At 73.1% G+C, this 23093-nt stretch carries 28 protein-coding genes and 1 pseudogene; 7 read left to right on the plus strand and 22 right to left on the minus strand.

Going from position 1 to position 23093, the window contains the following annotated elements; all coding sequences use genetic code 11:
• Nucleotides 1–83: 83 nt before the first annotated feature.
• The 9 genes from trpA to hisI form a co-directional block, all read right to left on the minus strand.
• Nucleotides 84–902: a tryptophan synthase subunit alpha gene (gene trpA, locus S1361_RS11245; RefSeq protein WP_208031709.1), complete on the minus strand. Its 819-nt coding sequence runs from the start codon at nt 900–902 to the stop codon at nt 84–86.
• Nucleotides 899–2182: a tryptophan synthase subunit beta gene (gene trpB, locus S1361_RS11250; RefSeq protein ID WP_208031710.1), complete on the minus strand. Its 1284-nt coding sequence runs from the start codon at nt 2180–2182 to the stop codon at nt 899–901. The genes trpA and trpB overlap by 4 nt, the downstream gene beginning before the upstream one ends.
• Nucleotides 2183–2261: 79 nt before the next feature.
• Nucleotides 2262–2459: a tryptophan biosynthesis modulator TrpM gene (gene trpM / locus S1361_RS40290; protein WP_425086600.1), complete on the minus strand. Its 198-nt coding sequence runs from the start codon at nt 2457–2459 to the stop codon at nt 2262–2264.
• A 20-nt stretch (nt 2460–2479) separates the two neighbouring features.
• Nucleotides 2480–3289 carry an indole-3-glycerol phosphate synthase TrpC gene (trpC, locus tag S1361_RS11255; protein ID WP_208031711.1) on the minus strand — a complete coding sequence of 270 codons (810 nt, stop codon included), beginning with the start codon at nt 3287–3289 and terminating at the stop codon, nt 2480–2482.
• A 135-nt stretch (nt 3290–3424) separates the two neighbouring features.
• On the minus strand, nt 3425–3856 hold the full coding sequence (locus S1361_RS11260; RefSeq protein WP_208031712.1) for a DUF2752 domain-containing protein: 432 nt from the start codon (nt 3854–3856) through the stop codon (nt 3425–3427).
• Nucleotides 3857–4011: 155 nt separating this feature from the next.
• Nucleotides 4012–4269 (minus strand): HGxxPAAW family protein, encoded by a 258-nt coding sequence (locus S1361_RS11265; RefSeq protein ID WP_208031713.1) that lies wholly within the window; start codon nt 4267–4269, stop codon nt 4012–4014.
• A 112-nt stretch (nt 4270–4381) separates the two neighbouring features.
• Nucleotides 4382–5020: a TIGR02234 family membrane protein gene (locus tag S1361_RS11270; protein ID WP_208031714.1), complete on the minus strand. Its 639-nt coding sequence runs from the start codon at nt 5018–5020 to the stop codon at nt 4382–4384.
• Between the two features lie 52 nt (nt 5021–5072).
• Complete coding sequence (locus tag S1361_RS11275; RefSeq protein ID WP_208031715.1) at nt 5073–6551, minus strand: anthranilate synthase component I; 1479 nt, start codon at nt 6549–6551, stop codon at nt 5073–5075.
• A gap of 11 nt (nt 6552–6562) precedes the next feature.
• Nucleotides 6563–6964 carry a phosphoribosyl-AMP cyclohydrolase gene (gene hisI / locus S1361_RS11280; RefSeq protein WP_208031716.1) on the minus strand — a complete coding sequence of 134 codons (402 nt, stop codon included), beginning with the start codon at nt 6962–6964 and terminating at the stop codon, nt 6563–6565.
• A 150-nt stretch (nt 6965–7114) separates the two neighbouring features.
• Here hisI and S1361_RS11285 point away from each other — a divergent pair, with 150 nt between their 5' ends.
• Both S1361_RS11285 and S1361_RS11290 read left to right on the plus strand, forming a co-directional pair.
• The gene (locus S1361_RS11285; RefSeq protein WP_208031717.1) at nt 7115–7750 is read left to right on the plus strand and encodes a TIGR03085 family metal-binding protein; all 636 of its coding nucleotides are present in this window, start codon (nt 7115–7117) and stop codon (nt 7748–7750) included.
• A gap of 12 nt (nt 7751–7762) precedes the next feature.
• The gene (locus S1361_RS11290; RefSeq protein WP_208031718.1) at nt 7763–8161 is read left to right on the plus strand and encodes a VOC family protein; all 399 of its coding nucleotides are present in this window, start codon (nt 7763–7765) and stop codon (nt 8159–8161) included.
• Nucleotides 8162–8168: 7 nt separating this feature from the next.
• Here S1361_RS11290 and S1361_RS11295 read toward each other — a convergent pair.
• The 9 genes and pseudogenes from S1361_RS11295 to hisD form a co-directional block, all read right to left on the minus strand.
• A pseudogene (locus S1361_RS11295) lies at nt 8169–8591 on the minus strand (MFS transporter); the annotation flags it as partial.
• Between the two features lie 82 nt (nt 8592–8673).
• On the minus strand, nt 8674–9429 hold the full coding sequence (gene hisF, locus S1361_RS11300; RefSeq protein WP_208031719.1) for an imidazole glycerol phosphate synthase subunit HisF: 756 nt from the start codon (nt 9427–9429) through the stop codon (nt 8674–8676).
• Nucleotides 9430–9435: 6 nt separating this feature from the next.
• A complete protein-coding gene (locus S1361_RS11305; protein WP_208031720.1) occupies nt 9436–9828 on the minus strand; it encodes a RidA family protein in 393 nt (130 codons plus the stop codon).
• Nucleotides 9825–10550, minus strand: coding sequence for a bifunctional 1-(5-phosphoribosyl)-5-((5-phosphoribosylamino)methylideneamino)imidazole-4-carboxamide isomerase/phosphoribosylanthranilate isomerase PriA (gene priA / locus S1361_RS11310; RefSeq protein ID WP_208031721.1), 726 nt, complete (start codon nt 10548–10550; stop codon nt 9825–9827). Before priA ends, S1361_RS11305 begins: the two co-directional genes overlap by 4 nt.
• 3 nt (nt 10551–10553) lie before the next feature.
• Nucleotides 10554–11210, minus strand: coding sequence for an imidazole glycerol phosphate synthase subunit HisH (hisH, locus tag S1361_RS11315; protein WP_208031722.1), 657 nt, complete (start codon nt 11208–11210; stop codon nt 10554–10556).
• Nucleotides 11201–11365, minus strand: coding sequence for a hypothetical protein (locus tag S1361_RS11320; RefSeq protein ID WP_208031723.1), 165 nt, complete (start codon nt 11363–11365; stop codon nt 11201–11203). Before S1361_RS11320 ends, hisH begins: the two co-directional genes overlap by 10 nt.
• Before the next feature lie 3 nt (nt 11366–11368).
• Nucleotides 11369–11962: an imidazoleglycerol-phosphate dehydratase HisB gene (hisB, locus tag S1361_RS11325; protein WP_030347836.1), complete on the minus strand. Its 594-nt coding sequence runs from the start codon at nt 11960–11962 to the stop codon at nt 11369–11371.
• A 3-nt stretch (nt 11963–11965) separates the two neighbouring features.
• On the minus strand, nt 11966–13072 hold the full coding sequence (locus tag S1361_RS11330) for a histidinol-phosphate transaminase (RefSeq protein WP_208031724.1): 1107 nt from the start codon (nt 13070–13072) through the stop codon (nt 11966–11968).
• Nucleotides 13069–14394: a histidinol dehydrogenase gene (gene hisD, locus S1361_RS11335; RefSeq protein ID WP_208031725.1), complete on the minus strand. Its 1326-nt coding sequence runs from the start codon at nt 14392–14394 to the stop codon at nt 13069–13071. The genes S1361_RS11330 and hisD overlap by 4 nt, the downstream gene beginning before the upstream one ends.
• A gap of 199 nt (nt 14395–14593) precedes the next feature.
• Here hisD and S1361_RS11340 point away from each other — a divergent pair, with 199 nt between their 5' ends.
• The 4 genes from S1361_RS11340 to ybaK all read left to right on the plus strand — a co-directional run bounded on the left by S1361_RS11340 (nt 14594) and on the right by ybaK (nt 18753).
• Entirely contained in the window at nt 14594–16171 is a 1578-nt protein-coding gene (locus S1361_RS11340) for an oxidoreductase (RefSeq protein WP_208031726.1), read from the plus strand.
• Nucleotides 16172–16381: 210 nt separating this feature from the next.
• Complete coding sequence (locus S1361_RS11345) at nt 16382–17434, plus strand: hypothetical protein (RefSeq protein WP_243769141.1); 1053 nt, start codon at nt 16382–16384, stop codon at nt 17432–17434.
• A gap of 11 nt (nt 17435–17445) precedes the next feature.
• Nucleotides 17446–18186: an LON peptidase substrate-binding domain-containing protein gene (locus S1361_RS11350; protein WP_208031728.1), complete on the plus strand. Its 741-nt coding sequence runs from the start codon at nt 17446–17448 to the stop codon at nt 18184–18186.
• Between the two features lie 18 nt (nt 18187–18204).
• A complete protein-coding gene (gene ybaK, locus S1361_RS11355) occupies nt 18205–18753 on the plus strand; it encodes a Cys-tRNA(Pro) deacylase (RefSeq protein WP_243769142.1) in 549 nt (182 codons plus the stop codon).
• A gap of 61 nt (nt 18754–18814) precedes the next feature.
• Here ybaK and S1361_RS11360 read toward each other — a convergent pair whose 3' ends face one another.
• The 4 genes from S1361_RS11360 to S1361_RS11375 all read right to left on the minus strand — a co-directional run bounded on the left by S1361_RS11360 (nt 18815) and on the right by S1361_RS11375 (nt 22679).
• Nucleotides 18815–19447 (minus strand): AAA family ATPase, encoded by a 633-nt coding sequence (locus tag S1361_RS11360; protein WP_208031729.1) that lies wholly within the window; start codon nt 19445–19447, stop codon nt 18815–18817.
• A 34-nt stretch (nt 19448–19481) separates the two neighbouring features.
• Nucleotides 19482–20303 carry an ABC transporter permease gene (locus tag S1361_RS11365; RefSeq protein ID WP_208031730.1) on the minus strand — a complete coding sequence of 274 codons (822 nt, stop codon included), beginning with the start codon at nt 20301–20303 and terminating at the stop codon, nt 19482–19484.
• 82 nt (nt 20304–20385) lie between these two features.
• Complete coding sequence (locus tag S1361_RS11370) at nt 20386–21399, minus strand: ABC transporter ATP-binding protein (RefSeq protein WP_208031731.1); 1014 nt, start codon at nt 21397–21399, stop codon at nt 20386–20388.
• Between the two features lie 59 nt (nt 21400–21458).
• Nucleotides 21459–22679, minus strand: coding sequence for an NYN domain-containing protein (locus S1361_RS11375; protein WP_208031732.1), 1221 nt, complete (start codon nt 22677–22679; stop codon nt 21459–21461).
• A gap of 226 nt (nt 22680–22905) precedes the next feature.
• On the opposite strand from S1361_RS11375, the gene S1361_RS11380 reads away from it, so the two are divergent.
• Nucleotides 22906–23073 (plus strand): hypothetical protein, encoded by a 168-nt coding sequence (locus S1361_RS11380; protein WP_208031733.1) that lies wholly within the window; start codon nt 22906–22908, stop codon nt 23071–23073.
• Nucleotides 23074–23093 lie beyond the last annotated feature (20 nt).

Here is a 23093-nt window from a genome sequence, read left to right on the forward strand (position 1 = left end):
CCGGGGAGGCGCAGCGCGCCTCCCCGGACCGAGGTCCACTCGTTCGAGTGACCGAGTGTTCTGATAGGGAAAGTGACCTGCGGTTACGCCTGTCCGCGCACGCCCTTGGCCAGCTCTCCGGCCAGTTCGCGGACCGCCGCGAGACCCGAGGCGTGGTCCGGCGCGTCCAGCATCCGCTTCACGAACGCCGAACCGACGATCACCCCGTCGGCGAAGCCGGCGACCTCGGCGGCCTGGGCCCGGTTGGAGACGCCGAGCCCGACGCAGACGGGCAGCTCGGTGCCGGTGCCGCGGGTGCGCCGGACCAGGTCCTGGGCCTGCGCGCCGACCGACTCGCGGGTGCCGGTGACGCCCATGAGGGAGGCCGCGTAGACGAAGCCGCTGCCCGCCGCGGTGATCTCGGCGAGCCGCTCGTCCTTGCTGCTCGGCGCCACCACGAAGACCGTCGCCAGCCCGTGCTTCTCGGCGTGCTCCCGCCACAGCGCGGACTCCTGCACCGGCAGGTCGGGCAGGATGCAGCCCGCGCCGCCCGCCTCGGCCAGCTCGGCGGTGAAGCGCTCCACGCCGTAGCGGTCGATGGGGTTCCAGTACGTCATGACGAGCACCGGCTTGCCCGTGGCCTCGTAGGCCTCCCGGACCGTGCGCATGACGTCGGCGATCTTCACCCCGCCCCGCAGGGCGATGTCGTCGGCGGTCTGGATGACCGGGCCGTCGAGGACCGGGTCGCTGTGCGGCAGGCCGACCTCGACGATGTCGGCACCGCCGTCGAAGACGGCCCTGACCGCCTCGATGCCGCCGTCCACGGTCGGGAAGCCGGCCGGGAGGTAGGCGATGAGCGCGGAGCGGCCCTCGGCCTTGGCGGCGGCGAGGGTGTCGGTCAGCAGCTGGACGTTTCCGCTCACTTGGCGTCCCCCTCGATCTCGGCGGTGTCGGCTTCGTTGGCGGCCACCTCGGCGTCGGTGTCGTAGAGGCCGAAGTAGCGGGCGGCGGTGTCCATGTCCTTGTCGCCGCGGCCGGACAGGTTGACGACGATCAGGCCGTCCCCGCCCAGCTCCCTGCCGACCTCCAGGGCGCCGGCCAGGGCGTGGGCGCTCTCGATGGCCGGGATGATGCCCTCGGTCCGCGACAGCAGGCGCAGTGCCTGCATGGCGGCGTCGTCGGTGATCGCGCGGTACTCGCCGCGGCCGGAGTCCTTCAGGTAGGAGTGCTCGGGGCCGATGCCCGGGTAGTCCAGACCGGCCGAGATCGAGTACGGCTCGGTGATCTGGCCCTCCTCGTCCTGCAGCACGTAGGAACGGGAGCCGTGCAGGATGCCGGGCTCGCCCGCGGTGAGGGTGGCCGCGTGCTCGCCGGTCTCGATGCCGTGTCCGGCGGGCTCGCAGCCGATGAGGCGGACGCCCTCGTCGGGGATGAAGGCGTGGAAGAGGCCGATGGCGTTGGAGCCGCCGCCGACGCAGGCGACGGCCGCGTCCGGGAGGCGGCCGGCGCGCTCCAGGAGCTGGCGGCGGGCCTCGACGCCGATGACCCGGTGGAAGTCGCGGACCATGGCCGGGAAGGGGTGCGGGCCGGCGACCGTGCCGAACAGGTAGTGGGTGTGGTCGACGTTGGCGACCCAGTCCCGGAAGGCCTCGTTGATGGCGTCCTTGAGGGTGCGGCTGCCGGACTTCACGGCGACCACCTCGGCGCCGAGCATGCGCATCCGGGCCACGTTGAGCGCCTGGCGCTGGGTGTCGATCTCGCCCATGTAGATGGTGCAGTCGAGGCCGAACAGCGCGCAGGCGGTGGCCGTGGCGACACCGTGCTGGCCGGCGCCGGTCTCGGCGATGACCCGGGTCTTGCCCATGCGCTTGGTGAGCAGGGCCTGGCCGAGCACGTTGTTGATCTTGTGGGAGCCGGTGTGGTTGAGGTCCTCGCGCTTGAGGAACACCCGGGCACCACCGGCGTGTTCGGCGAAACGGGGCACCTCGGTGAGCGCCGACGGACGGCCGGTGTAGTTGACCAGCAGGTCGTCGAGCTCGCGGGCGAACTCGGGGTCGTGCTTGGCCTTGTCGTACTCGACGGCGACCTCGTCCACGGCGGCGACGAGGGCCTCCGGGATGAACTTGCCGCCGAACGCGCCGAAGTAGCCCTCGGCGCTGGGCACCTGGCCGGTGGGGTCAGGGATGAAGAAATCGCTGGGCATGCGGAAACCTCACGGTGAGTGCGTGCGAAAAGACACTGTTCGCCGTGGGGGCGGGGATTCCTCTGTCAGCTGCGGGCCGTCAGTGGCCTGTCGCGCAGTTCCCCGCGCCCCTGACGGGGCGCTGCCATCGCATGCCGTTGACCTGCCCCGGCTCGTCACCGATGACGTACCGCACGCGACGGCCGTGTACGCGGCGCGCGGGAGCGCGGCAGCCGCGCGGACGGCAGCCGCGCGCCAGGCGCGCGTGCCGGTCCACGGTCGTCACGGAGAGCGTCATCGGCGCCAAGCCTAGCGGGATCAGCCGCGGCCGTGCCGCAGTGCCGGGTGTTCGCCCGCCGCCACCAGGTCGGCCACCGCCGCCTTGGGGTCGCGGCCGGTCACCAGGGACTCCCCGACCAGTACGGCGTCGGCGCCGGCGTTGGCGTAGGCGATGAGGTCGTGCGGGCCGCGGACGCCGGACTCGGCGACCTTGACGATGCTGTCGGGGATCTCCGGGGCGAGCCGCTCGAAGGTGCCGCGGTCCACCTCCAGCGTCTTCAGGTTGCGCGCGTTGACGCCGATCACCTTGGCGCCCGCGTCCACCGCGCGCTCGACCTCGTCCTCGTCGTGCACCTCGACGAGCGGGGTCAGGCCGATGGACACCGCCCGCTCGATCAGCGACTCCAGGGCCGGCTGGTCCAGGGCGGCCACGATCAGCAGCGCGAGGTCGGCGCCGTACGCGCGGGCCTCCCACAGCTGGTACGAGGTGACGATGAAGTCCTTGCGCAGGACGGGGATGTCGACCCGGGCGCGCACGGCCTCCAGGTCGGCGAGCGAGCCGCCGAAGCGGCGCTGTTCGGTGAGGACGGAGATGACGGCCGCACCGCCCGCCTCGTAGTCCGCGGCGAGTCCGGCCGGGTCGGCGATCGCCGCCAACGCGCCCTTGGAGGGGCTCGAGCGCTTGACCTCGCAGATCACCTTGACGCCGTCGCCCTTGAGCGCGGCCACCCCGTCCTTGGCGGCAGGGGCCTTGGCCGCGCGCTCCTTGAGCTCGTCGAGGGTGACGCGTGCCTGCCGCTCCGCGAGGTCGGCACGGACTCCGTCGATGATCTCGTCGAGCACACTCACGCGAGCGGCCCCCTTCCAGACGGTGGTTCCTTCGAGGTTCTGAAAACCTGTGGTCAATGCGATGGTATCCGCAGGAGGGCCGAGGCTTCGCATCCGGCCGAGAGCGGTCCCACTACCTGGACATTCGTCATTCGATCAAGGATGGAGCCAGCCACCGAACGGCAGGTTCCGGACGACGGTGAACACCAGCAGCACCGCGCCGAGCACCCACGGCGCGGCCGGTCCGGGGTCGATCCGCAGCGGCCGGCCGCGCGCCGCACGCACCACCCAGACCGTCCACAGCACGGCGAACCCCAGGTAGGCGGCCACGCCGAGCGCGTTGTCGCGCAGGGCGGCGAGCAGATCACCGTGCACGAAGGCGTGCGCGCTGCGCAGTCCGCCGCAGCCCGGGCAGTACAGCCCGGTGAGCCGGTAGAGGGGGCAGACGGGGTAGTGACCGGGTTCGCCCGGGTCGACGGCGCCGACGTAGCCGAAGGCCCCGGCGACGGCCGCGAGGACGCCCGCCGGAACGGCGACCCGCCGCCAGGCGGGCACGGCGGAGGGAGCCGGACGGCTGTAGGCGTTCACGCGGGCATTCTGCCCCGCCGGACGCGGGTACGCCCGCGCGGCCGCGGCAGGCGGCCCCACCACGCCCGGTCGCAGCACCGGCACGGGGCCGGCCCACGCAAAAGGCGGCCCGCATCCCCTGGGATGCCGGACCGCCCGCGCGGCAGACCCGTCGCTCAGCTCTCCGCGGCCGCCGGCTCCCGCCTGGCCGACGGCGCACCGTGCGGCAGGGCCGGTGACTGCTTCGACTGGCCGAGACCCATGGCGCGCATGATGCCACCGACCACACCACCGAGGACCGTGATGACCATGCCGGCCCAGAAGCCGACGGGCTGGGCCATCACCATGAAGGCGCCCGCGACGCAGAAACCGATGAAGGCGATGATGACACCGGTCCAGGCGGCCGGGGTGTGACCGTGGCTGCTGCCCGCCATGACTTGCTCCTCGTTGCTGTCTGTGTGTCGTACGAGCCGGACGCTCGCCGTCCATTGTCCCGTACGCGCACGCGTGCCGGACGCGGGGGTGGCGTCTGGTTCACCACATCGGTCAGGCGCCCGTCGGGTCCTCGCCGCGGTCCAGGGCCTTCCAGATCTCCTCGGGCCGCTCCGGGTCGGCCGGCCGGGCCGTGCGCCGCGGGCGGGCGGTGCCGCGTTCGTAGCGCCCGGACATCGCGGGCCACAGGCTGCCGTAGCGCAGGGCGAGCAGTCCGGCGAGCAGGATCAGCAGGCCGCCGGCCGCCGCGACGTAGGGCCAGCCGGTGTGGGTGAGAGCGGCGACCGTGGCGGAGGTGTCGCCGCTCGCCCTGGCGGCCTCCTCGTCCAGGGCGGAGCCGTCGGAGGCGGCCACCAGCGCCGCGGTGACGATCCCGGCGCCGGACAGCGCGAGCAGCCCGGAGACGAGGAGCCGGCCGGCCCTGCGGACGGCGAAGACGGCGACGAGCGCGGCGAGGCCCACTATGGCGAGTGCCGCGGGGACGCCCGTGACGTCGCTGCCCTTCGCGGTCAGCGGGAACGCGCCGCCGGCCACCGTCGCGGTGCCCTCCGCCCAGCGCTGCCGGGTCGCGAGCAGCGCCACGGCCGCGCCGAGCGCGCCGCACAGGAGGGCCACGGCGAGGCTGCGCCGGCCGGACCGGGCGGACGCGGAGGCTTCGGAACGGGGGTGAGGTACGGCAGTCACGTACTCCACTATCGCCTGAACCCCGGGCGAACCGTCACCCGGGGTTCGTATGAGAAGCGCCCTACTGCCCGAGGCGGTTCGCCGTGTGCACCGCCCGCAGTACCGCGGCCGCCTTGTTGCGGCACTCCTGGTCCTCGGCGACCGGGTCGGAGTCGGCGACGATGCCGGCGCCCGCCTGGACGTAGGCCGTGCCGTCGCGGAGCAGGGCCGTACGGATGGCGATGGCGGTGTCGGAGTCGCCGGCGAAGTCCAGGTAGCCGACGCAGCCGCCGTACAGGCCGCGCCGGGACGGCTCCAGTTCGTCGATGATCTGCATCGCGCGGGGCTTGGGGGCGCCCGAGAGGGTGCCCGCCGGGAAGCACGCGGTGAGCACGTCGAAGGCCGTGCGGCCGGGCGCCACCGTGCCGGTGACGGTGGAGACGATGTGCATCACGTGCGAGTAGCGCTCGACGGACATGAAGTCGACCACTTCGACCGAGCCGGGCTCGCAGACCCGGCCGAGGTCGTTGCGCCCGAGGTCGACCAGCATCAGGTGCTCGGCGCGCTCCTTGGGGTCGGCGAGCAGTTCCTCGGCGAGGGCCTGGTCCTCCTGCGGGGTGGCCCCGCGGTGCCGGGTGCCGGCGATGGGGTGCACCATCGCGCGCCCGTCCTCGACCTTCACCAGTGCTTCCGGGGAGGAGCCGACGACGTCGAACCCGTCGAAGCGGAAGAGGTACATGTACGGGGAGGGGTTGGTGGCCCGCAGCACCCGGTAGACGTCCAGGGCGCTCGCCGTGCACGGGGTCTCGAAGCGCTGGGAGGGCACCACCTGGAAGGCCTCGCCCGCGCGGATGCGTTCCTTGACGTCCTCGACGGCCCGCTGGAAGTCGGGGCCGCCCCACAGGGCGGTGTACTCGGGCAGCTCGGAGGGCGGGAGGTGGGCCGGGGGCTGGGCGACCGGGCGGGACAGGTCCGCCTCCATGGCGTCCAGGCGGGCCACCGCGTCCGCGTACGCCTCGTCGACGCCCGTGTCGAGGTCGTTGTGGTTGATCGCGTTGGCGATCAGCAGGACCGAGCCCTCCCAGTGGTCCATCACCGCGAGGTCGCTGGTGAGCAGCATGGTCAGCTCGGGCAGCCGGAGGTCGTCGCGCTCGCCGGGGCCGATCTTCTCCAGGCGGCGGACGATGTCGTAGCCCAGGTAGCCGACCATGCCGCCGGTGAAGGGCGGCAGGCCCTCCTGGTGCGGGGTGTGCAGCGTCCGGAGGGTGGCGCGCAGGGCCGCGAGGGGGTCTCCGTCGGTGGGCACGCCGACCGGCGGGGTGCCGAGCCAGTGGGCCTGCCCGTCCCGGGCGGTGAGCGTGGCGGCGCTGCGGACGCCGACGAAGGAGTAGCGGGACCAGGAACGGCCGTTCTCCGCGGACTCCAGCAGGAAGGTGCCGGGTCGCTCGGCGGCCAGCTTGCGGTAGAGCGCGACCGGGGTGTCGCCGTCGGCGAGGAGCTTGCGCGTGACCGGGATGACACGCCGGTCGGTGGCCAGCTTGCGGAAAGTCTCCAGTTCCATGGCCGCTGACCTTACTGACCGGAGCCGGGTGCGCCGGAACCGGCGCCCTCGGTCAGCACGTCCGCGTCGAAGCAGGTGCGCGCGCCGGTGTGGCAGGCGGCGCCCACCTGGTCGACCTTGACCAGCAGCGTGTCGGCGTCGCAGTCCAGCGCGACCGACTTCACCCACTGGACGTGGCCGGAGGTGTCGCCCTTGACCCAGTACTCCTGGCGGCTGCGGGACCAGTAGGTGCAGCGGCCGGTGGTCAGCGTCCGGTGCAGCGCCTCGTCGTCCATCCAGCCGAGCATGAGCACCTCGCCGGTGTCGTACTGCTGGGCGATGGCGGGGACGAGCCCGTCGGCGCTGCGCTTGAGCCGCGCGGCGATCTCCGGGTCGAGGCTGCTGGGCCGGGGGCTGCCGGTCGTACTGGTCATGGGTGCCATTGTGCCGCGCGGCACCGACAGCGCGGCCGTGCCGTCCATGGAATGGTCGCAGCGACGCGACGCGCCGCCGGGAGGGCGGCGGGGAGGGGGGTGGGCGGGTGACGGGTGGGCGGACCGATCACGGGGTCGTAGGCTGACAGCATGTCGACCTTCGCCAAGCGTGAACGGCTCCTTCTCGCCGACCTCTTGGAAACCGTCGGTCCGGACGCCGAGACCCTCTGCGAGGGCTGGCGGACCCGGGACCTGGCCGCGCATGTGATCGTCCGCGAGCGCCGTCCGGACGCGGCCGGGGGCACGCTGATCAAGCAGCTCGCGCCGCGCCTGGAGAAGGTGATGGCGGAGTACGCCGCGAGGCCGTACGAGGAGCTGATCCAGCTGATCCGCACCGGCCCGCCGCGGTTCTCGCCCTTCCAGCTCAAGCAGGTCGACGAGGCGGCCAACATCGTGGAGTTCTACGTCCACACGGAGGACGTCCGCCGCGCCCAGCCGGACTGGACGTCGCGCGAGCTGGACCCCGTCTTCCAGGACGCGCTGTGGTCCCGGCTGGAGAAGACGGCGCGGCTGGTGGGCCGGGGAGTGCCGACGGGTCTGGTGCTGCGCCGGCCGGACGGTCAGACGGCGGTGGCGCACCGGGGCACCCCGGTGGTCACGGTGACCGGTGAGCCGTCGGAGCTGCTGATGTTCGCGTACGGCCGGCAGAACGCGGCCCGGGTGGACCTGGACGGCGACGCGGACGCGATCGACCGGCTGCACGAGTCCAGGCAGCTGGGCATCTGAGAGGGCCCTGCCGTGATCAAGGTGGCGATGACCGGCGTGTTCGTGGACGACGTGGCGACGGCGCACGCCTTCTACACCGACGTCCTGGGCTTCGAGACCCGCACCCGCATGGACCTCGGCGACGGCACCCTGTTCGTGACGGTCGGCGCGCCGGACGGGGCGCAGCCTGATCTCCAGCTGCTGCTGGAGCCCGGCCAGGGCCCCATCGCGGAGCCGTACCGCCGGGCGCTGTACGAGGCCGGGCTGCCCTGCATCGTCTTCTCCGTGGACGACCTCCGGGCCGAGTACGAGCGGCTGAGCGGCCTCGGTGTCCGGTTCACGCATCCGCCGCAGGAGCAGGGCCCCATGCTGGCGGCGGTGTTCGACGACACCGTGGGCAATCTGGTGCAGCTGGTTCAGCCGAACGGGTGAGGCGTGGTCAGCCGGGCAGCTCGGCGCGGCGCAGGCCCGGTACGGCGAGGGCGACGACCCCGCCGAGTCCGCAGACGGCGGCGCTGACGACGTAGACCGGGCCGAGTCCCCACGTGCCGATCGCGGCGGCGGCGAGCGGCATGCTGAGCGGGGTGAGGCCGAGGCTGACCAGGCTGGAGACGGAGGTGACCCGGCCGAGGCAGGCCGGGTCGGCCTGGGTCTGGAGCAGGGCGCCGCAGATCGCGCCGCTCAGGCCGGTGAGCAGGCCGACGAGTACGGCGGTGCCGACGGCGGCGGCGAGGGCCGGCACGTAGGCGAGGGCACCGACGGCCGCGGAGCCGGCGACGATGGCACACCCCGCGACCAGCCCGGCCCGCGGCAACCGCCCCCGAACGGCCAGCAACAACGAGGCGGCCCCCGCCCCCGACCCCGAAATGCTGCGCAGCTTTTCTTGCGTATCCGCCCGCGAAAAGACCCCGGCCGCCCGGCCGGGGTCTTTCAAGAGCGGCGCGCTACCTCACCGGGTGCCCCGCTGCCCGCAGCGTCTCCTTCACCTCGCCGATCCTCAGGTCGCCGAAGTGGAACACCGAGGCGGCCAGCACCGCGTCCGCGCCCGCCTCGATGGCCGGCGGGAAGTCGGCGAGCCTGCCGGCGCCGCCGGAGGCGATCACCGGGACGGTGACGTGCTTGCGGACCGCGGCGATCATCTCCAGGTCGTAGCCGTCCTTCGTGCCGTCCGCGTCCATGGAGTTCAGCAGGATCTCCCCCGCGCCCAGCTCGGCCGCCCGGTGCGCCCACTCCACCGCGTCGATGCCGGTGCCGCGCCGGCCGCCGTGGGTGGTGACCTCGAAGGTGCCCTCGGGGGTGCGCCGGGCGTCGACCGACAGGACCAGGACCTGGCGGCCGAAGCGCTCGGCGATCTCGCGGATCAGGTCGGGGCGGGCGATCGCGGCGGTGTTCACACCCACCTTGTCGGCGCCGGCCCGCAGCAGCTTGTCCACGTCCTCGGCCGTGCGGACGCCGCCGCCCACGGTCAGCGGGATGAACACCTGCTCGGCGGTGCGGCGCACCACGTCGTACGTCGTCTCCCGGTTGCCGGAGGACGCGGTGATGTCCAGGAACGTCAGCTCGTCGGCGCCCTCGGCGTCGTACACCTTGGCCATCTCGACGGGGTCGCCCGCGTCGCGCAGGTTCTGGAAGTTGACGCCCTTGACGACCCGGCCGTTGTCCACGTCCAGGCAGGGGATGACTCGGACCGCCAGGGTCATGACTGCTCAGGCTCCTCTGAATGCTTCTAGTTCTACTTCGACCAGGATCCGCGGATCGACGAATCCCTCCACGACCAGCAGGGTCGAGACCGGGCGCACGGTGTCGAACATCTCCTTGTGCGCCCGGCCCACCGCGTCCACGTCCCGCACATGGGTCAGGTACATCCGCGTACGGATCACGGACTCGATGCCGAGGCCGAACTCCGCGATCGCCTCGACGGCGCTGGTGAAGGCCACCTTGGCCTGCTCGTACGGGTCGCCCTCGCCGTACAGCACGGTGCCCTTGAAGGACGTCGTGCCCGCCACCAGCACCCGGTCACCCGCCGCGACGGCGCGTGCGAATCCGAAACTCTCTTCCCAGGGACTTCCGCTCTGCACGCGCCGCACGGCATCGCTCATGACGACACAGCCTCCAAGGCCTCTTCCAGGGTGAACGCCTTCGCGTACAGGGCCTTCCCGACGATGGCGCCCTCGACACCGAGCGGCACCAACTCGGCGATGGCGCGCAGGTCGTCGAGCGACGACACGCCGCCCGACGCCACGACCGGGCGGTCCGTCGCCGCGCACACGTTCTTCAGCAGCTCCAGGTTCGGGCCCTGGAGCGTGCCGTCCTTGGCGATGTCGGTGACGACGTAACGGGCGCAGCCCTCCTTGTCGAGGCGCTCCAGCGTCTCGTACAGGTCGCCGCCGTCGCGGGTCCAGCCGCGGCCGCGCAGGGTGGTGCCGCGCACGTCCAGACCGACGGCGATCTTGTCGCCGTGCTCGGCGATGACCTTGGCGACCCACTCGGGGGTCTCCAGGGCGGCCGTGCCGAGGTTCACCCGGGTGCAGCCCGTGGCGAGGGCGGCGGCGAGGGTGTCGTCGTCGCGGATGCCGCCGGACAGCTCCACCTTGATGTCCATCGCCCGGGCGACCTCGGCGATCAGCGCGCGGTTGTCGCCGGTGCCGAACGCGGCGTCCAGGTCGACCAGGTGCAGCCACTCGGCGCCGGCGCGCTGCCAGGCGAGGGCGGCCTCCAGCGGGGAGCCGTAGGAGGTCTCGGTCCCGGACTCGCCGTGCACGAGGCGGACGGCCTGGCCGTCGCGGACGTCGACGGCGGGGAGGAGTTCGAGCTTGGCCATGGTCTACAGGGTTCCGATCCAGTTGGTGAGGAGCTGGGCACCGGCGTCGCCGGACTTCTCGGGGTGGAACTGGGTGGCCCACAGGGCGCCGTTCTCCACGGCGGCCACGAACGGCTTGCCGTGCGTCGTCCAGGTGACCTTGGGGGCCTCGATCACCGGGTTGGTCGTCTCCAGGCGCCACTCGTGGACGGCGTAGGAGTGCACGAAGTAGAAGCGGGCGCCGGCGTCCAGGCCGGCGAACAGCTGCGAGCCGGCGGGGGCGTCGACGGTGTTCCAGCCCATGTGGGGCACGACGTCGGCCTGGAGCGGCTCGACGGTGCCGGGCCACTCGTCCAGGCCCTCGGCCTCCACGCCGTGCTCGATGCCGCGGGCGAAGAGGATCTGCATGCCGACGCAGATGCCCATCACCGGGCGCCCGCCGGACAGCCGGCGGTCCACGACCCAGTCGCCGCGGGCGGCGCGCAGGCCCTGCATGCAGGCGGCGAACGCGCCGACGCCCGGCACCAGCAGGCCGTCGGCGTTCATCGCCTTGTCGAAGTCGCGCGTTATCTCCACGTCGGCGCCCACGCGCGCGAGGGCCCGCTCGGCGGACCGGACGTTGCCGAAGCCGTAGTCGAAGACGACGACCTTCTTCTGGGTGGACGCGGTGCTCAATTCCACACCTCCAGCCGCATGACGCCCGCCACCAGGCACAGGCCCGCGCCGATCGAGAGCAGCACGATCAGGCTGGTGGGCATCTTCTGCTTGACGAAGGAGACGATGCCGCCGACCAGGAAGAGGCCGACGACGATCAGGAGGGTCGACGAACCGGTCATGGGTTACAGCGCGCCCTTCGTCGACGGGAGGATGCCGGCCGCGCGCGGGTCGCGCTCGGAGGCGTACCTGAGGGCCCGGGCCAGCGCCTTGAACTGGCACTCCACGATGTGGTGCGCGTTGCGGCCGTAGGGCACGTGCACGTGCAGCGCGATCTGCGCCTGGGCGACGAAGGACTCCAGGATGTGCCGGGTCATCGTCGTGTCGTACTCGCCGATCATCGGCGCCATCTTCTCGGGCTCGGTGTGCACGAGGTAGGGGCGGCCGGACAGGTCGACGGTGACCTGGGCGAGGGACTCGTCCAGCGGGACCGTGCAGTTGCCGAAGCGGTAGATGCCCACCTTGTCGCCGAGCGCCTGCCTGAAGGCGGCGCCGAGCGCGAGGGCGGTGTCCTCGATGGTGTGGTGGGAGTCGATGTGCAGGTCGCCGTCGGTCTTCACGGTCAGGTCGAACAGACCGTGCCGGCCGAGCTGGTCGAGCATGTGGTCGTAGAAGCCGACGCCGGTGGCGATGTCGGTCTTCCCGGTGCCGTCGAGGTCTATCTCGACCAGCACCGACGTCTCCTTGGTGGTGCGCTCCACGCGTCCTGTGCGGCTCATGCGTTACAGCTCCTTCTTCAACTCACGGACCGCGTCGAGGAACGCGTCGTTCTCCTCCGGGGTGCCGGCGGTCACCCGCAGCCATCCCGGTACGCCGTTGTCCCGGACCAGCACGCCCCGGTCGAGGATCTTCTGCCAGGCCTCGTGGGCGTTCTCGAACCGGCCGAACTGCACGAAGTTCGCATCGGACTCCGTGACCTCGTAGCCCGTCGCGCGCAGTTCGGCGACCAGCCGGTCCCGCTCGGCCTTCAGCTGCTGCACGTACCCCAGCAGCGTGTCGGTGTGCTCCAGGGCGGCCAGGGCGGTCGCCTGGGTGATCGCCGACAGGTGGTACGGCAGCCGGACCAGCTGGACGGCGTCCACGACGGCCGGGTCCGCGGCCAGGTAGCCGAGGCGCAGGCCGGCGGCGCCGAACGCCTTGGACATCGTCCGGGAGATCACCAGGTGCGGGCGGCCCTGGAGCAGGGGCAGCAGCGAGTCGCCGTGGCTGAACTCGATGTACGCCTCGTCCACGACGACCATGGACGGCTTGGCCGCCTGCGCCGCCTCGTACAGCGCGAGGACCGTCTCCGGCGGCACCGCGTTGCCCGTGGGGTTGTTGGGGGTGGTGATGAAGACGACGTCCGGCTTGTGCTCGGCGATGGCCCGCCGGGCCGCGTCGGGGTCGATCGCGAAGTTCTCGTTGCGGGGACCCGGGATCCAGCCGGTGCCGGTCCCGCGCGCGATGAGCGCGTGCATCGAGTACGACGGCTCGAAGCCGATCGCCGTGCGGCCCGGTCCGCCGAAGGTCTGCAGCAGCTGCTGGATGACCTCGTTGGAGCCGTTGGCGGCCCACACGTTCTCGAAGCCGAGCGGGTGGCCGCCGGTCTCGGTCAGGTACTTGGCCAGCTCGGTCCGCAGCTGGACCGCGTCCCGGTCCGGGTAGCGGTTCAGGCTCCGGGCGGCCTCCCGGACCCGCTCCGTGATCCGCTCGACCAGCGGCTCGGGCAGCGGGTAGGGGTTCTCGTTGGTGTTCAGCCGTACGGGGACGTCCAGCTGGGGCGCGCCGTAGGGGGACTTGCCACGCAGCTCGTCCCGTACGGGGAGATCGTCGATCCGCACGTCGCTCACTTGCTCTCGGGTACCTTCCAGCCGAACCTCGCCTTGATCGCCGCGCCGTGCGCGGGCAGGTCCTCCGCCTCCGCGAGCGTCACCACGTGGTGGGCGACCTCGGCGAGCGCGTCCCGGGTGTAGTCCACGATGTGGATGCCGCGCAGGAAGGACTGCACGGAAAGGCCCGAGGAGTGGCAGGCGCAGCCGCCGGTGGGCAGGACGTGGTTGGAGCCCGCCGCGTAGTCGCCGAGCGAGACGGGCGCCCAGGGGCCGATGAAGATCGCGCCGGCGTTCTTCACCCGGTCGGCCACGGCGGCCGCGTCGGCGGTCTGGATCTCCAGGTGCTCGGCGCCGTACGCGTCGACCACCCGCAGGCCCTCCTCGATGCCGTCCACGAGGACGATCGCGGACTGCTTGCCCTGGAGCGCCGGCACGATCCGGTCGTCGACGTGCCGGGTGGCCGCGACCTGCGGCTCCAGCTCCTTCTCCACCGCGTCCGCCAGCTCGACGGAGTCGGTGACCAGGACGGCCGCCGCGAGCGGGTCGTGCTCGGCCTGGCTGATCAGGTCCGAGGCGACGTGCACCGGGTCGGCGCCGGCGTCGGCGAGGACGGCGATCTCGGTGGGGCCGGCCTCGGCGTCGATGCCGATCTTGCCGGTGAAGTAGCGCTTGGCTGCGGCGACCCAGATGTTGCCGGGGCCGGTGACCATGTTGGCGGGCGGGCAGGACTCGGTGCCGTAGGCGAACATCGCCACGGCGGTGGCGCCGCCCGCGGCGTACACCTCGTCCACGCCGAGCAGGGCGCAGGCGGCCAGGATCGTCGGGTGCGGCAGGCCGCCGAAGGCGGCCTGGGCCGGGGAGGCGAGCGCGATGGACCCGACACCGGCCTCCTGGGCCGGGACGACGTTCATGACGACGGAGGACGGGTAGACCGAGCGGCCGCCCGGCGCGTACAGACCGACGCGCTCGACCGGCACCCACTTCTCGGTCACCGAGCCGCCGGGGACCACCTGGGTGGTGTGCGTCGTACGGCGCTGCTCGCGGTGGACCAGCCGGGCACGGCGGATGGACTCCTCCAGGGCCGCGCGCACCGCCGGGTCCAGGTTCGAGAGCGCGTCGGTGAGCGCCTGGACCGGCACACGGACGGTTTCCAGCCGTACTCCGTCGAATTTCTCGGCGAAGTCGATCAGCGCCGCGTCGCCACGATGATGCACGGCCTCGCAGATCGGACGCACCTTCTCCAGGGCGGCCTGAACGTCGAAGTCGGCTCGGGGCAGCAGGTCGCGCAGGGCGGGGCCCTCGGGAAGGGCGTCGCCGCGCAGATCGATTCGGGAAATCACAGTCCCAATTCTCTCAGACCGCCGTCGGGAGCCGTCCGCGCGTATCAATGGCTGATACAGAAGGTGGGCCAATGGCTGGTACATAGGCTGGCCGGAACCCGGAAGATCACCTTCACGTGTGGTGTTCGGGAGGTGACCCAGCGGGCATGAACGGCTGTACGAAAACCACTGAAAACCACTGAAGAGGGAGAGGAGAGCGGTGACCGAGGGGGCCGGCATCCGCACGGGGGACCCGCCGGACGACCTGACCGCGACCGAGGCGGGCATGTGGCAGGCCTTCCGCAACGGCAGCGTGTACGACCTGAGCAGCGGCGACGCCACGGTGGACGATCCGCACGGCGGGCACCCCTGGGGTCCCGAGCGGACCGTGCGCGCCCGCGTCGTGTGCTGGCTGCTGCTGGACGGGCCGCCGGCGCTCGCGGGCCGGGTGTCCTCGCTGAAGCTCGTCGGCGTGCGGGTCACCGGCACGCTGGACCTGGCGGGCGGCCAGATCACGCCGTACGTGGAGCTGACCGGCTGCCGCTTCGACGAGGAGGTCCGGCTGCCGGAGGCCCGGTTCTCGACCGTGCGCCTGGCGGACTGCTCGGTGCCGCGCCTGGAGGCGGCCCGCGTGCACACCGAGGGCGATCTGCACCTGCCGCGCTGCCGGTTCCGCAGCGGGGTCCGGCTGACGGACGCGCACATCGGTACCGATCTGCTGCTCAACCAGGCGATCGTGCACCGCGACCGCAGCGGCCGGGCGATCGCGGCGGACGGGATGACCGTGGGCCAGGACCTGCAGGCGGAGATGCTGGAGGCACACGGCGAGTTCAGCCTGCGCGGCGCGCAGATCGGCGTCTCGCTCAGCCTGCGCGGCGCGAAGCTCGCCAACCCCTACGCCCGCTTCGCCCTGAACGCCCCCCAGCTGACGGTGGAGCGCACCCTGTACCTGACCCCGGCGGGGGTGGGCAGCCCGCTGCTGAGCGGCACCACGCCCGCGCGCGGGACGCGCATCCAGCGGTTCGAGTGCCGGGGCGGGGTGCGCCTGGACGACGGGCGGTTCGGGGACGCGGTCGACCTGGAGCGGGCCCTGTTCGCCTTCACCGACGACCAGGAGCTGTCCATGCGCCGGGTGCAGACGCCGGAGCTGCGCTTCCTCGGGGACAAGCCGCAGCGCGGCAAGGTGGTGCTGTCCGGCGCGCGGATCGTGAACCTGGTGGACCGCGCGAGCAGCTGGCCGGAGGCGGGCAACCTGCACATGGGCGGGTTCACCTACGAGAACCTGGTGCCCCAGGGCCCTTTCCCGCTGACCCAGCGCCTGGACTGGGTGGCGGCGGCCACCGCCGAGTACGCGCCGGAGCCGTACGAGCGGCTGGCCGCGGTGCTGCGCGCCGCCGGCGAGGACGAGGACGCGCGGGAGGTGCTGCTCGCCAAGCAGCGCAGGCGGCGCGAGACGCTGCCGCCGGCCGCCAAGGTCTGGGGGTTCGTGCAGGACTGGGTGGTGGCCTACGGCTACCGGCCGGGCCGGGCCGCGGTGTGGATGGCGGTGCTGTGGGCGGCGGGCACGCTCGCGTTCGCGCACGCCGACCATCCGCCGATGAACTCGGGCGGCCATCCGGCGTGGAGCCCGGCGCTGTTCACGCTGGACCTGCTGCTGCCGGTGATCGACCTGGGCCAGGCCGGCCAGTGGCAGCTGCGCGGCGGCTGGCAGTGGCTGGCGACGGTGATGATCCTGCTCGGGTGGATCCTGGCGACGACGGTGGCGGCGGGCGCGACCCGGCTGCTGCGCCGGAGCTGAGGGCACACAAGCAACAGAAGGCACAGAAGGCACACGGGGCACTCTGGGCACACTGGACACCCTGTCCCCACGAGGTGCAGGCCGTCGTCACGAGGTGGCCGGGCCTCCACACTTTGAACATGCACCCTTGACCGGCCCTTGACCTTACGGCGTACAACTTTCCGCGACTTGACCGGAGCCTCTGGCGCCGCCCGGACCTGCGGACTTTCAATGGTCGACACCATGGCTCTGTTGCCCTCGTTCATCCGCCCCACCCGGATGACCAAACGCTCCGCGCGCCCGGCCGCCCGACCGCCGGCCCGGGACGAGGCCGTGCTCGACGCGCCCGACGAGCGCCTCTCGCCCGCGCTGGTCGAAGCCGGCCGGGGCGAGTACGCCGCCGCGGCCGGCCTGCTCGCCGCCACCCGCGCCGCGACCGAGTGGGAGAACCGGGACCGGTACGTGCGGCGCCTGGCCGGCTTCGCCCGTTCGCGCCCCGAGTGGTACGAGCAGTGGCGCGCCGCCGCCCCGGACGACCCCGGCGTGCTGCTGGTCGGGTCCCAGCTGGCGGTGGACCGCGTCTGGCCCTCGCCGGCCCGGGCCGAGCTGCTGCGCGAGACGAGCCCGCTGATCACCGCCGCCGCCCGCGCCGACGACCGCGACCCGGTGCCCTGGCGCATCGCGCTCGACCACGCGCGCGGCTCGCACGCCGGGCACCGCTACTTCGAGGAGCTGTGGGAGGCCGCCGTCCGGCGTGCCCCGCACCACTACGGCTGCCATGTGGCGGCCCTGCGCTACCTCGGCACGTTCTGGCACGGCTCCCACCGCGAGTGCTTCGACTTCGCCGACCGGGCCGCGCAGGACGCCCCGGCCGGCTCGCTCGTCCAGGCCCTGCCCGCCCGGGCCGCCTTCGGCTACCTCACCGACGGCTGCGGTCCCGAGGTGCCCAGGGCCCGGCTGGACGCGGCGGCCGACCGCGCGATCGCGCTCTCCGCCCGCTTCCCGGCGGCCGACCCCTGGCCCGCCGAGGTCCGCAACAAACTGCTGTACGTCCTGCTGCGGCTGGACCGCTGGGAGGACGCCCGCGCCCAGCTGCGCCTGATCGGCCCGTACGCCACCTCCTTCCCCTGGGACCGCTTCTCCGACGACCCGCTCGGCCACTTCCTGCACCTGCGCGAGCACCTGGAGACCGGGGGCCCGCGAGCCGGCACGGCCGGGCTGCTGACGGGGCCCCCGGGGCCCCCGGACGGCCAGGGCGGACACGCCTGCGCCGCGGACCACTAGGCTGGGGCGCCGTGACCACCGTCCGTCTCCCGCTCTTTCCGCTGAACTCGGTGCTGTTCCCGGGGCTCGTGCTGCCGCTGACCGTCTTCGAGGAGCGTTATCGCGCCATGATGCGCGAGCTGCTGAAGACCCCCGAGGACGAACCGCGCCGGTTCGCCGTCGTCGCCATCCGCGACGGCCACGAGGTCGCGCCGAGCGACCCGGGCATGCCGGATCCCACGGCCGAGCCCGAACGGGGCGCGGCCGCCGGCTTCGGCCCCGACCCGCTGAAGGCCTTCCACGGCGTGGGCTGTGTCGCGGACGCGGCGACCGTCCGGGAGCGGTCCGACGGCACGTTCGAGGTGCTGGCGACGGGCACGACCCGCGTCCGCCTGCTGTCCGTGGACGCGTCCGGGCCGTTCCTGACCGCGGAGCTGGAGGAGCTGCCGGAGGAGCCCGGGGACGAGGCCGACGCGCTGGCCGAGGGCGTCCTGCGCTCCTTCCGCCAGTACCAGAAGCGCCTGGCGGGCGCCCGCGAGCGCTCGCTGTCCACCGGCGCCGACCTGCCGGACGACCCGAGCGTGGTGTCGTACCTGGTGGCCGCGGCGATGGTGCACGACACGCCGACCAAGCAGCGGCTGCTCCAGGCCCCGGACACCGCGTCCCGGCTGCGGGACGAGCTGAAACTCCTTCGCGCGGAGACGGCCATCATCCGTAGCCTGCCGTCGTTGCCCGCGTTCGAGCTGACGCGGGCGCCGACCAGTCTGAACTGAGGGAAGCACGACACCCTGATGGCGAAGAAGCCGAAGAAGAAGCAGCACGAAGCGGCGCGCGAAGCGCATGCGAACAAGGGTGGTGGCGGACGACGGGTGGGGACGCCCGCGACGGTCGCCCTGACGGCGGCGGGCGTGGACTTCACGGTCCACGCCTACGACCACGACCCGTCCCACCCCTCCTACGGCGAGGAGGCCGCGGAGGCGATGGGCGTCTCGCCCGACCGCGTCTTCAAGACCCTGGTGGCCGACGTGGACGGCACCCTCGTGGTCGGCGTGGTCCCGGTGGCCGGTTCCCTGGACCTGAAGGCCCTGGCCGCGGCGGTGGGCGGCAAGCGGGCGACCATGGCCGACCCGACCCTCGCCGAGCGCACCACGGGCTACGTCCGCGGCGGCATCTCCCCCCTCGGCCAGCGCAGGAAGCTCCGCACGGTCCTGGACGACTCCGCCGGGGCCCACCCGACGATCTGCGTCTCGGCGGGCCGTCGGGGCCTGGAGGTGGAACTGAGCCCGGGCGACCTGGCGAAACTGACGGACGCGGTGGTGGCACCGATCGGCCGGGGCTGACGCAGGCGCCTTCCGCCTCACCGCTCAGCAAGGCTGACGCAGGCGTCTTCCGCCTCGCCTGTCAGTCGACCGGCACCTCGGGGTCACGGGGTCCGAACAGTGCGGTCAGGCCGAGATGGGCCAGCACCCCGGCCAGCGGCCAGGCCAGCAACGCTCCCTTGGCCGACAGCTTCAGCGGCGCCGAGAACGTGACCCCCTTGCCCACGGCCCGCGCGTGCGCGAGCACGTCCGACTCGGGTCCCAGCCACACCCCGAGCCGCCAGGCCAGCAAGGAGCCCAGCAGCCCGCCGAGCCCGAGGGCCACGACCAGCGGCACACCCCCACTCCGCCGCAGCACGAACACCACGACCGCGGCGACCACGCCGAACGCGAGCCCCAGCAGAGTGAACGTTCCGTCCACCCCGACCGCCTGCTCCCCCTCGGTGTCCTTGAGGTAGACCACCCAGTTCTTGTCGATCTCGTCCGCGACCAGCGGCACATGCGGCGCGAGCCACCACCACAGCAGCCCGAGCAGCACTCCGCTCAGCGCCACCGCGACCGTGATCACGGCGGCCTCCCGCAGTTCCGTCTTCATCCCGGGGCCGTCCTGTTCGTACGCGCCCGCACCCGGCCCCCCGGCGGGCGGCGGCGCCTCCCAGACCTGGTGCGTGGAGTTGTCGTGCGGCGGCGGAGGCGGAGTCAGCGGTGCGGTCACCTGAACATCGTGCCAGGTCGCGCTGTGCGCCGCGTCACCGGACGGCGGCCCTGCGGTACGCCCAGGTCGCCGCCGCCAGCGAGACCACTCCGACACCCGCGCACACTCCCAGGTCAGCAAGGACGACGGCCCAGTCGGGGTGTGCCCCGAAAGTCCGCGCGTACGCCTCGACGCCGTAGGTCGACGGCAGCAGGTCCCGGGCCAGCCGTACCGCCTCCGGCATCCGGTCGGCCGGCAGCACCCCCAGCAGCAGCGCCGCCGACATGCCCAGCTGCCCGAGCAGCGTGGCCAGCTCCGGCCGGGGCGCGAGCAGCCCGCACGCGGCGCCGAGCCCGGCGAGCGCGGCCCCGGCGAGCGGGACGACGGCCACCAGGATCCACAGGTTGGTCAGCGGCAGCCCGAAGAGCGCGCATCCGAAGACGGCGGTCACCAGGGTCCCCGGCACGGTGAAGGAGGCGTACGCCGCCGCCGCGCCCAGCACCACGGCCGCCGGCGGCACCGGCAGCGTGGCGTAGTGGTCGAGTCCGCCGCTGGCCCGCAGCTGCCCGAAGTACTGCGACAGCAGGTTCAGCGCGACGTACGCGACGACCAGCACGGACGAGCCGGCCACCACCGACTGCGCCTCGTGGCCGCTGTCGACGACGCCGCGCATCATCACGGCGATGCCGACGGACTGGAAGGTCGCCACGAACAGCAGCGGGATCCGCGCCACCCGGGCCCGGGACAGCTGCGCCCGGTAGACGGCCACCAGCGACGGCCACAGCCGCGCGGGCGGCCCCAGCTCGGCCGCGCCGGGCGCCGTCTCCGGCACGGCCCGGGCACCGCCCGGCCGGACCTCGGCGGGTACGACACTCACGACGAGCTGCTCCTCTTCCCTACGGCAGTCGCGTTCCCTGCGCCACTCGCGCGGACCCATACGGATTCCGCGGCCGGTGCGCTCATACCCTCACCAGCCCCTGCCGGGCCGCGCCGCCCAGCGCCAGGTAGACGTCCTCCAGGCTGGGCGTGGCGAGCGTGAAGTCGTCCAGGGCGGCGAACGCGGCCCCGCCGGTCACCGTGGCGACGACGGCGCGGGCCTCCTCGGGCGCGAGCCGGAGCGTCCAGCGCCGGCCGGCCTCCACGGCCCGCTCCCGCAGCACGGCGACCTCGGGCACCTCCAGCGGCGCCCGCTCCCGCCACACCAGCTCGACCCGCACCTCGCCGGCGACCTGCGCCTTGAGCCCGGCCGGGGTGTCACAGGCGATGACCCGGCCCTGATCGAGCACGGCGACCCGGTCCAGGACCGTCTCGGCCTCGATGACGTTGTGGGTGACCAGCAGCACGGTCGTCCCGTGATCGGCCCGCCGCCGGTCCACGGCCGCCCAGACGGCCCGCCGGGCCACCGGGTCCATGCCGGTGGTGGGCTCGTCCAGCACGAGCAGCGGCCGTTCGCCGACGAGGGCGGCGGCGAAGCAGGCGAGCCGCCGCTGCCCGCCGGACAGCTTCTTCAGCGCCCGCCCGGCGATCGGGGTCAGCCCCAGCTCCTCCAGTACGGCGTCCCGTTCGGCGCGCGCCCGGCGTACGTCCAGGCCGCGCAGGCGCCCGGTGGTCTCGACGGCGAGGGAGACGGTCAGCTCGTCCAGGGCGGTGGACTCCTGGCCCAGGTAGGCGAGGATCCGGGCGGCCCGCTCGGGGTGCCGCACGATGTCGTGGCCGAGGATCTCGACGCTGCCGGTGTCCGGCCGCAGCAGGCCGGTGACCTGCCGTACGAGGGTGGACTTGCCGGCGCCGTTCGGGCCGAGCAGCCCGAAGATCTCCCCGCGCCGCACGTCCAGCTCGACACCGTCGGTGGCCCGCACCTCGGGGGTGCCCGGCGTGCCGCGCCGGCCCTTGACGGCCGGATAGGTCTTGCCGAGCCCGCGCACGCGTACGACCTCGTCGTACCGAAGTGCCTGTCCCGCGCGCGTACTCACAAGGGACGAGAGTACGGGGTCCGGGGCCTTTACTCGCCTTTGGGGGCGGTCAGGGGGCTTCAGTCGGCGGCGGGCGCCTGCTGTTCGGCCGCCGCCGGTACGTCGATCTCCCGCCAGAAGCCCGCCCGGATGGCGTAACGGTCGTGCTCGTCGATCTGGTCGTCCTTGTGCGCGAGCAGCCCGAACCGCGCGGCGTAGCGCAGCAGCTCGCCGTCGATCCGGTGCGGGATGCGCGGATACATCTGCGACAGCCGCTGCAGATGGCTCTGGTCGCCGAGCCGGGAGATCCAGCGGCGGGCGAAGACCTGCCCCACCTCGTAGGGGTCGCCGCCGACGGTGGTGATGTCCTCCTCCCGGTCGGCCCACCGCTGCTCGGCGGTGGTGAGCTGGGCCAGCGTCGGCATGGAGGCGATCTCGGGGGGCTCGGCGACCACGCCCGGCCGGTCGACCCAGCCCTTGTCGGAGGACCAGCGCAGGGTCGCGGTCGCCGGGTGCTGCACGGGCTGGGCGCCGGGCGCGCGCAGCGCCGCCAGGTCCTTGGGGGTGGGGACGCCCTTGGCGGTGGGGATCCGCTCCGCGCTGCCGTTCTGCGCGGCCGTGGCGGCCGGGGGGTGCGCGGGCTGTTCGGCGGGGCGCTCGGCCGCGGCCGGGGCGGACTCGGGCAGCGGCGCGGAGAGGATCGCGGCGATCTCGGGGCGGGGCGCGGGCGGCGGGGCGCAGACGCCGGTCAGTTCCTTGGCGCGGACGGCCTGGGTGATCCAGGCCCGGTCCAGCACGCGCCGCTCGTCGGCCTCGGCGACCAGGTCCTCGGACTGGTTGTAGTCGCCGTCGGCGGCCTGCACGGCCCACAGGTGGACGGCGACGCCGTGCTCCTTCGCGGCCATCATGCCGGGCAGCAGATCGCCGTCGCCGGTGACCAGGACGACGTCGGAGCAGGCCCGGTTGCGGGCCAGCTCGGTCAGCTCGGCGTGCATGGCGGCGTCGACGCCCTTCTGCGCCCAGCGGCCGTCACTGCGGGTGAGGGCGCCCAGCCGGACGGTCACCCGGGGCATCACGCGCAGCCGGCGGTGCTCCGGCTGGGGGACCCGGTCGGGGGCGCCGTCGAACCAGTAGATGCGCAACAGGGGGCGCTCGGTCTCGGACTCCGCGCGCTCCCGCAGGGCCTGGATCAGCGCGGCGTGGTCGACGGTGATCCGGGACCGCGCGGGCTCACCGGCGAGGAGGCTGGCGGCGGCTCCCAGCAGATACCCGGCGTCCACCAGGACGATGCATCGGTCCACGCGACTCACCCTCTTCCCGGGAGGTTCTTGCTTCGGACTTCCTTCGAGTCTGCCCGACCGCGCGGGGGTTAACGGCTCGAACTCGATCTTCGGCGTGGCGTTTCGGGTTCCCGTCCGCCCAGCTGCCCTGTCACACACGGTAATTATCCGACATGCGCCTGATGTCAGCGTATGTGAATCTGGTCCCGGCCCTGGCCCCTAGATCCCCCACAGGAGGCAGATCACCATGGCCAAGAACAAGAACCGCAAGCAGGCCGGCCCGCAGAACCGCGCGCAGCAGAACGAGCACGCGCAGCGTCCCCCGGCGGAGGAGCACGAGTCGCCGGTGTCGCACATCCAGGGCAGCCCCGCGGATGCCGCCCGGAAGAAGCAGAAGAGCTTCGGCCACAACTAAAGGGCAGTTGAAGCCCAGGC

Source organism: Streptomyces cyanogenus (assembly GCF_017526105.1).
Taxonomy (GTDB): domain Bacteria; phylum Actinomycetota; class Actinomycetes; order Streptomycetales; family Streptomycetaceae; genus Streptomyces; species Streptomyces cyanogenus.

Coding starts and splice junctions, on each gene's coding strand:
- trpB (WP_208031710.1), bottom strand. CDS start 2,182: ATGCCCAGCGATTTCTTCATCCCTGACCCCACCGGCCAGGTGCCCAGC.
- trpM (WP_425086600.1), bottom strand. CDS start 2,459: ATGACGCTCTCCGTGACGACCGTGGACCGGCACGCGCGCCTGGCGCGC.
- S1361_RS11265 (WP_208031713.1), bottom strand. CDS start 4,269: ATGGCGGGCAGCAGCCACGGTCACACCCCGGCCGCCTGGACCGGTGTC.
- S1361_RS11275 (WP_208031715.1), bottom strand. CDS start 6,551: ATGGAACTGGAGACTTTCCGCAAGCTGGCCACCGACCGGCGTGTCATC.
- hisI (WP_208031716.1), bottom strand. CDS start 6,964: ATGACCAGTACGACCGGCAGCCCCCGGCCCAGCAGCCTCGACCCGGAG.
- S1361_RS11285 (WP_208031717.1), top strand. CDS start 7,115: ATGTCGACCTTCGCCAAGCGTGAACGGCTCCTTCTCGCCGACCTCTTG.
- hisF (WP_208031719.1), bottom strand. CDS start 9,429: ATGACCCTGGCGGTCCGAGTCATCCCCTGCCTGGACGTGGACAACGGC.
- S1361_RS11305 (WP_208031720.1), bottom strand. CDS start 9,828: ATGAGCGATGCCGTGCGGCGCGTGCAGAGCGGAAGTCCCTGGGAAGAG.
- priA (WP_208031721.1), bottom strand. CDS start 10,550: ATGGCCAAGCTCGAACTCCTCCCCGCCGTCGACGTCCGCGACGGCCAG.
- S1361_RS11320 (WP_208031723.1), bottom strand. CDS start 11,365: ATGACCGGTTCGTCGACCCTCCTGATCGTCGTCGGCCTCTTCCTGGTC.
- hisB (WP_030347836.1), bottom strand. CDS start 11,962: ATGAGCCGCACAGGACGCGTGGAGCGCACCACCAAGGAGACGTCGGTG.
- S1361_RS11345 (WP_243769141.1), top strand. CDS start 16,382: ATGGTCGACACCATGGCTCTGTTGCCCTCGTTCATCCGCCCCACCCGG.
- ybaK (WP_243769142.1), top strand. CDS start 18,205: ATGGCGAAGAAGCCGAAGAAGAAGCAGCACGAAGCGGCGCGCGAAGCG.
- S1361_RS11380 (WP_208031733.1), top strand. CDS start 22,906: ATGGCCAAGAACAAGAACCGCAAGCAGGCCGGCCCGCAGAACCGCGCG.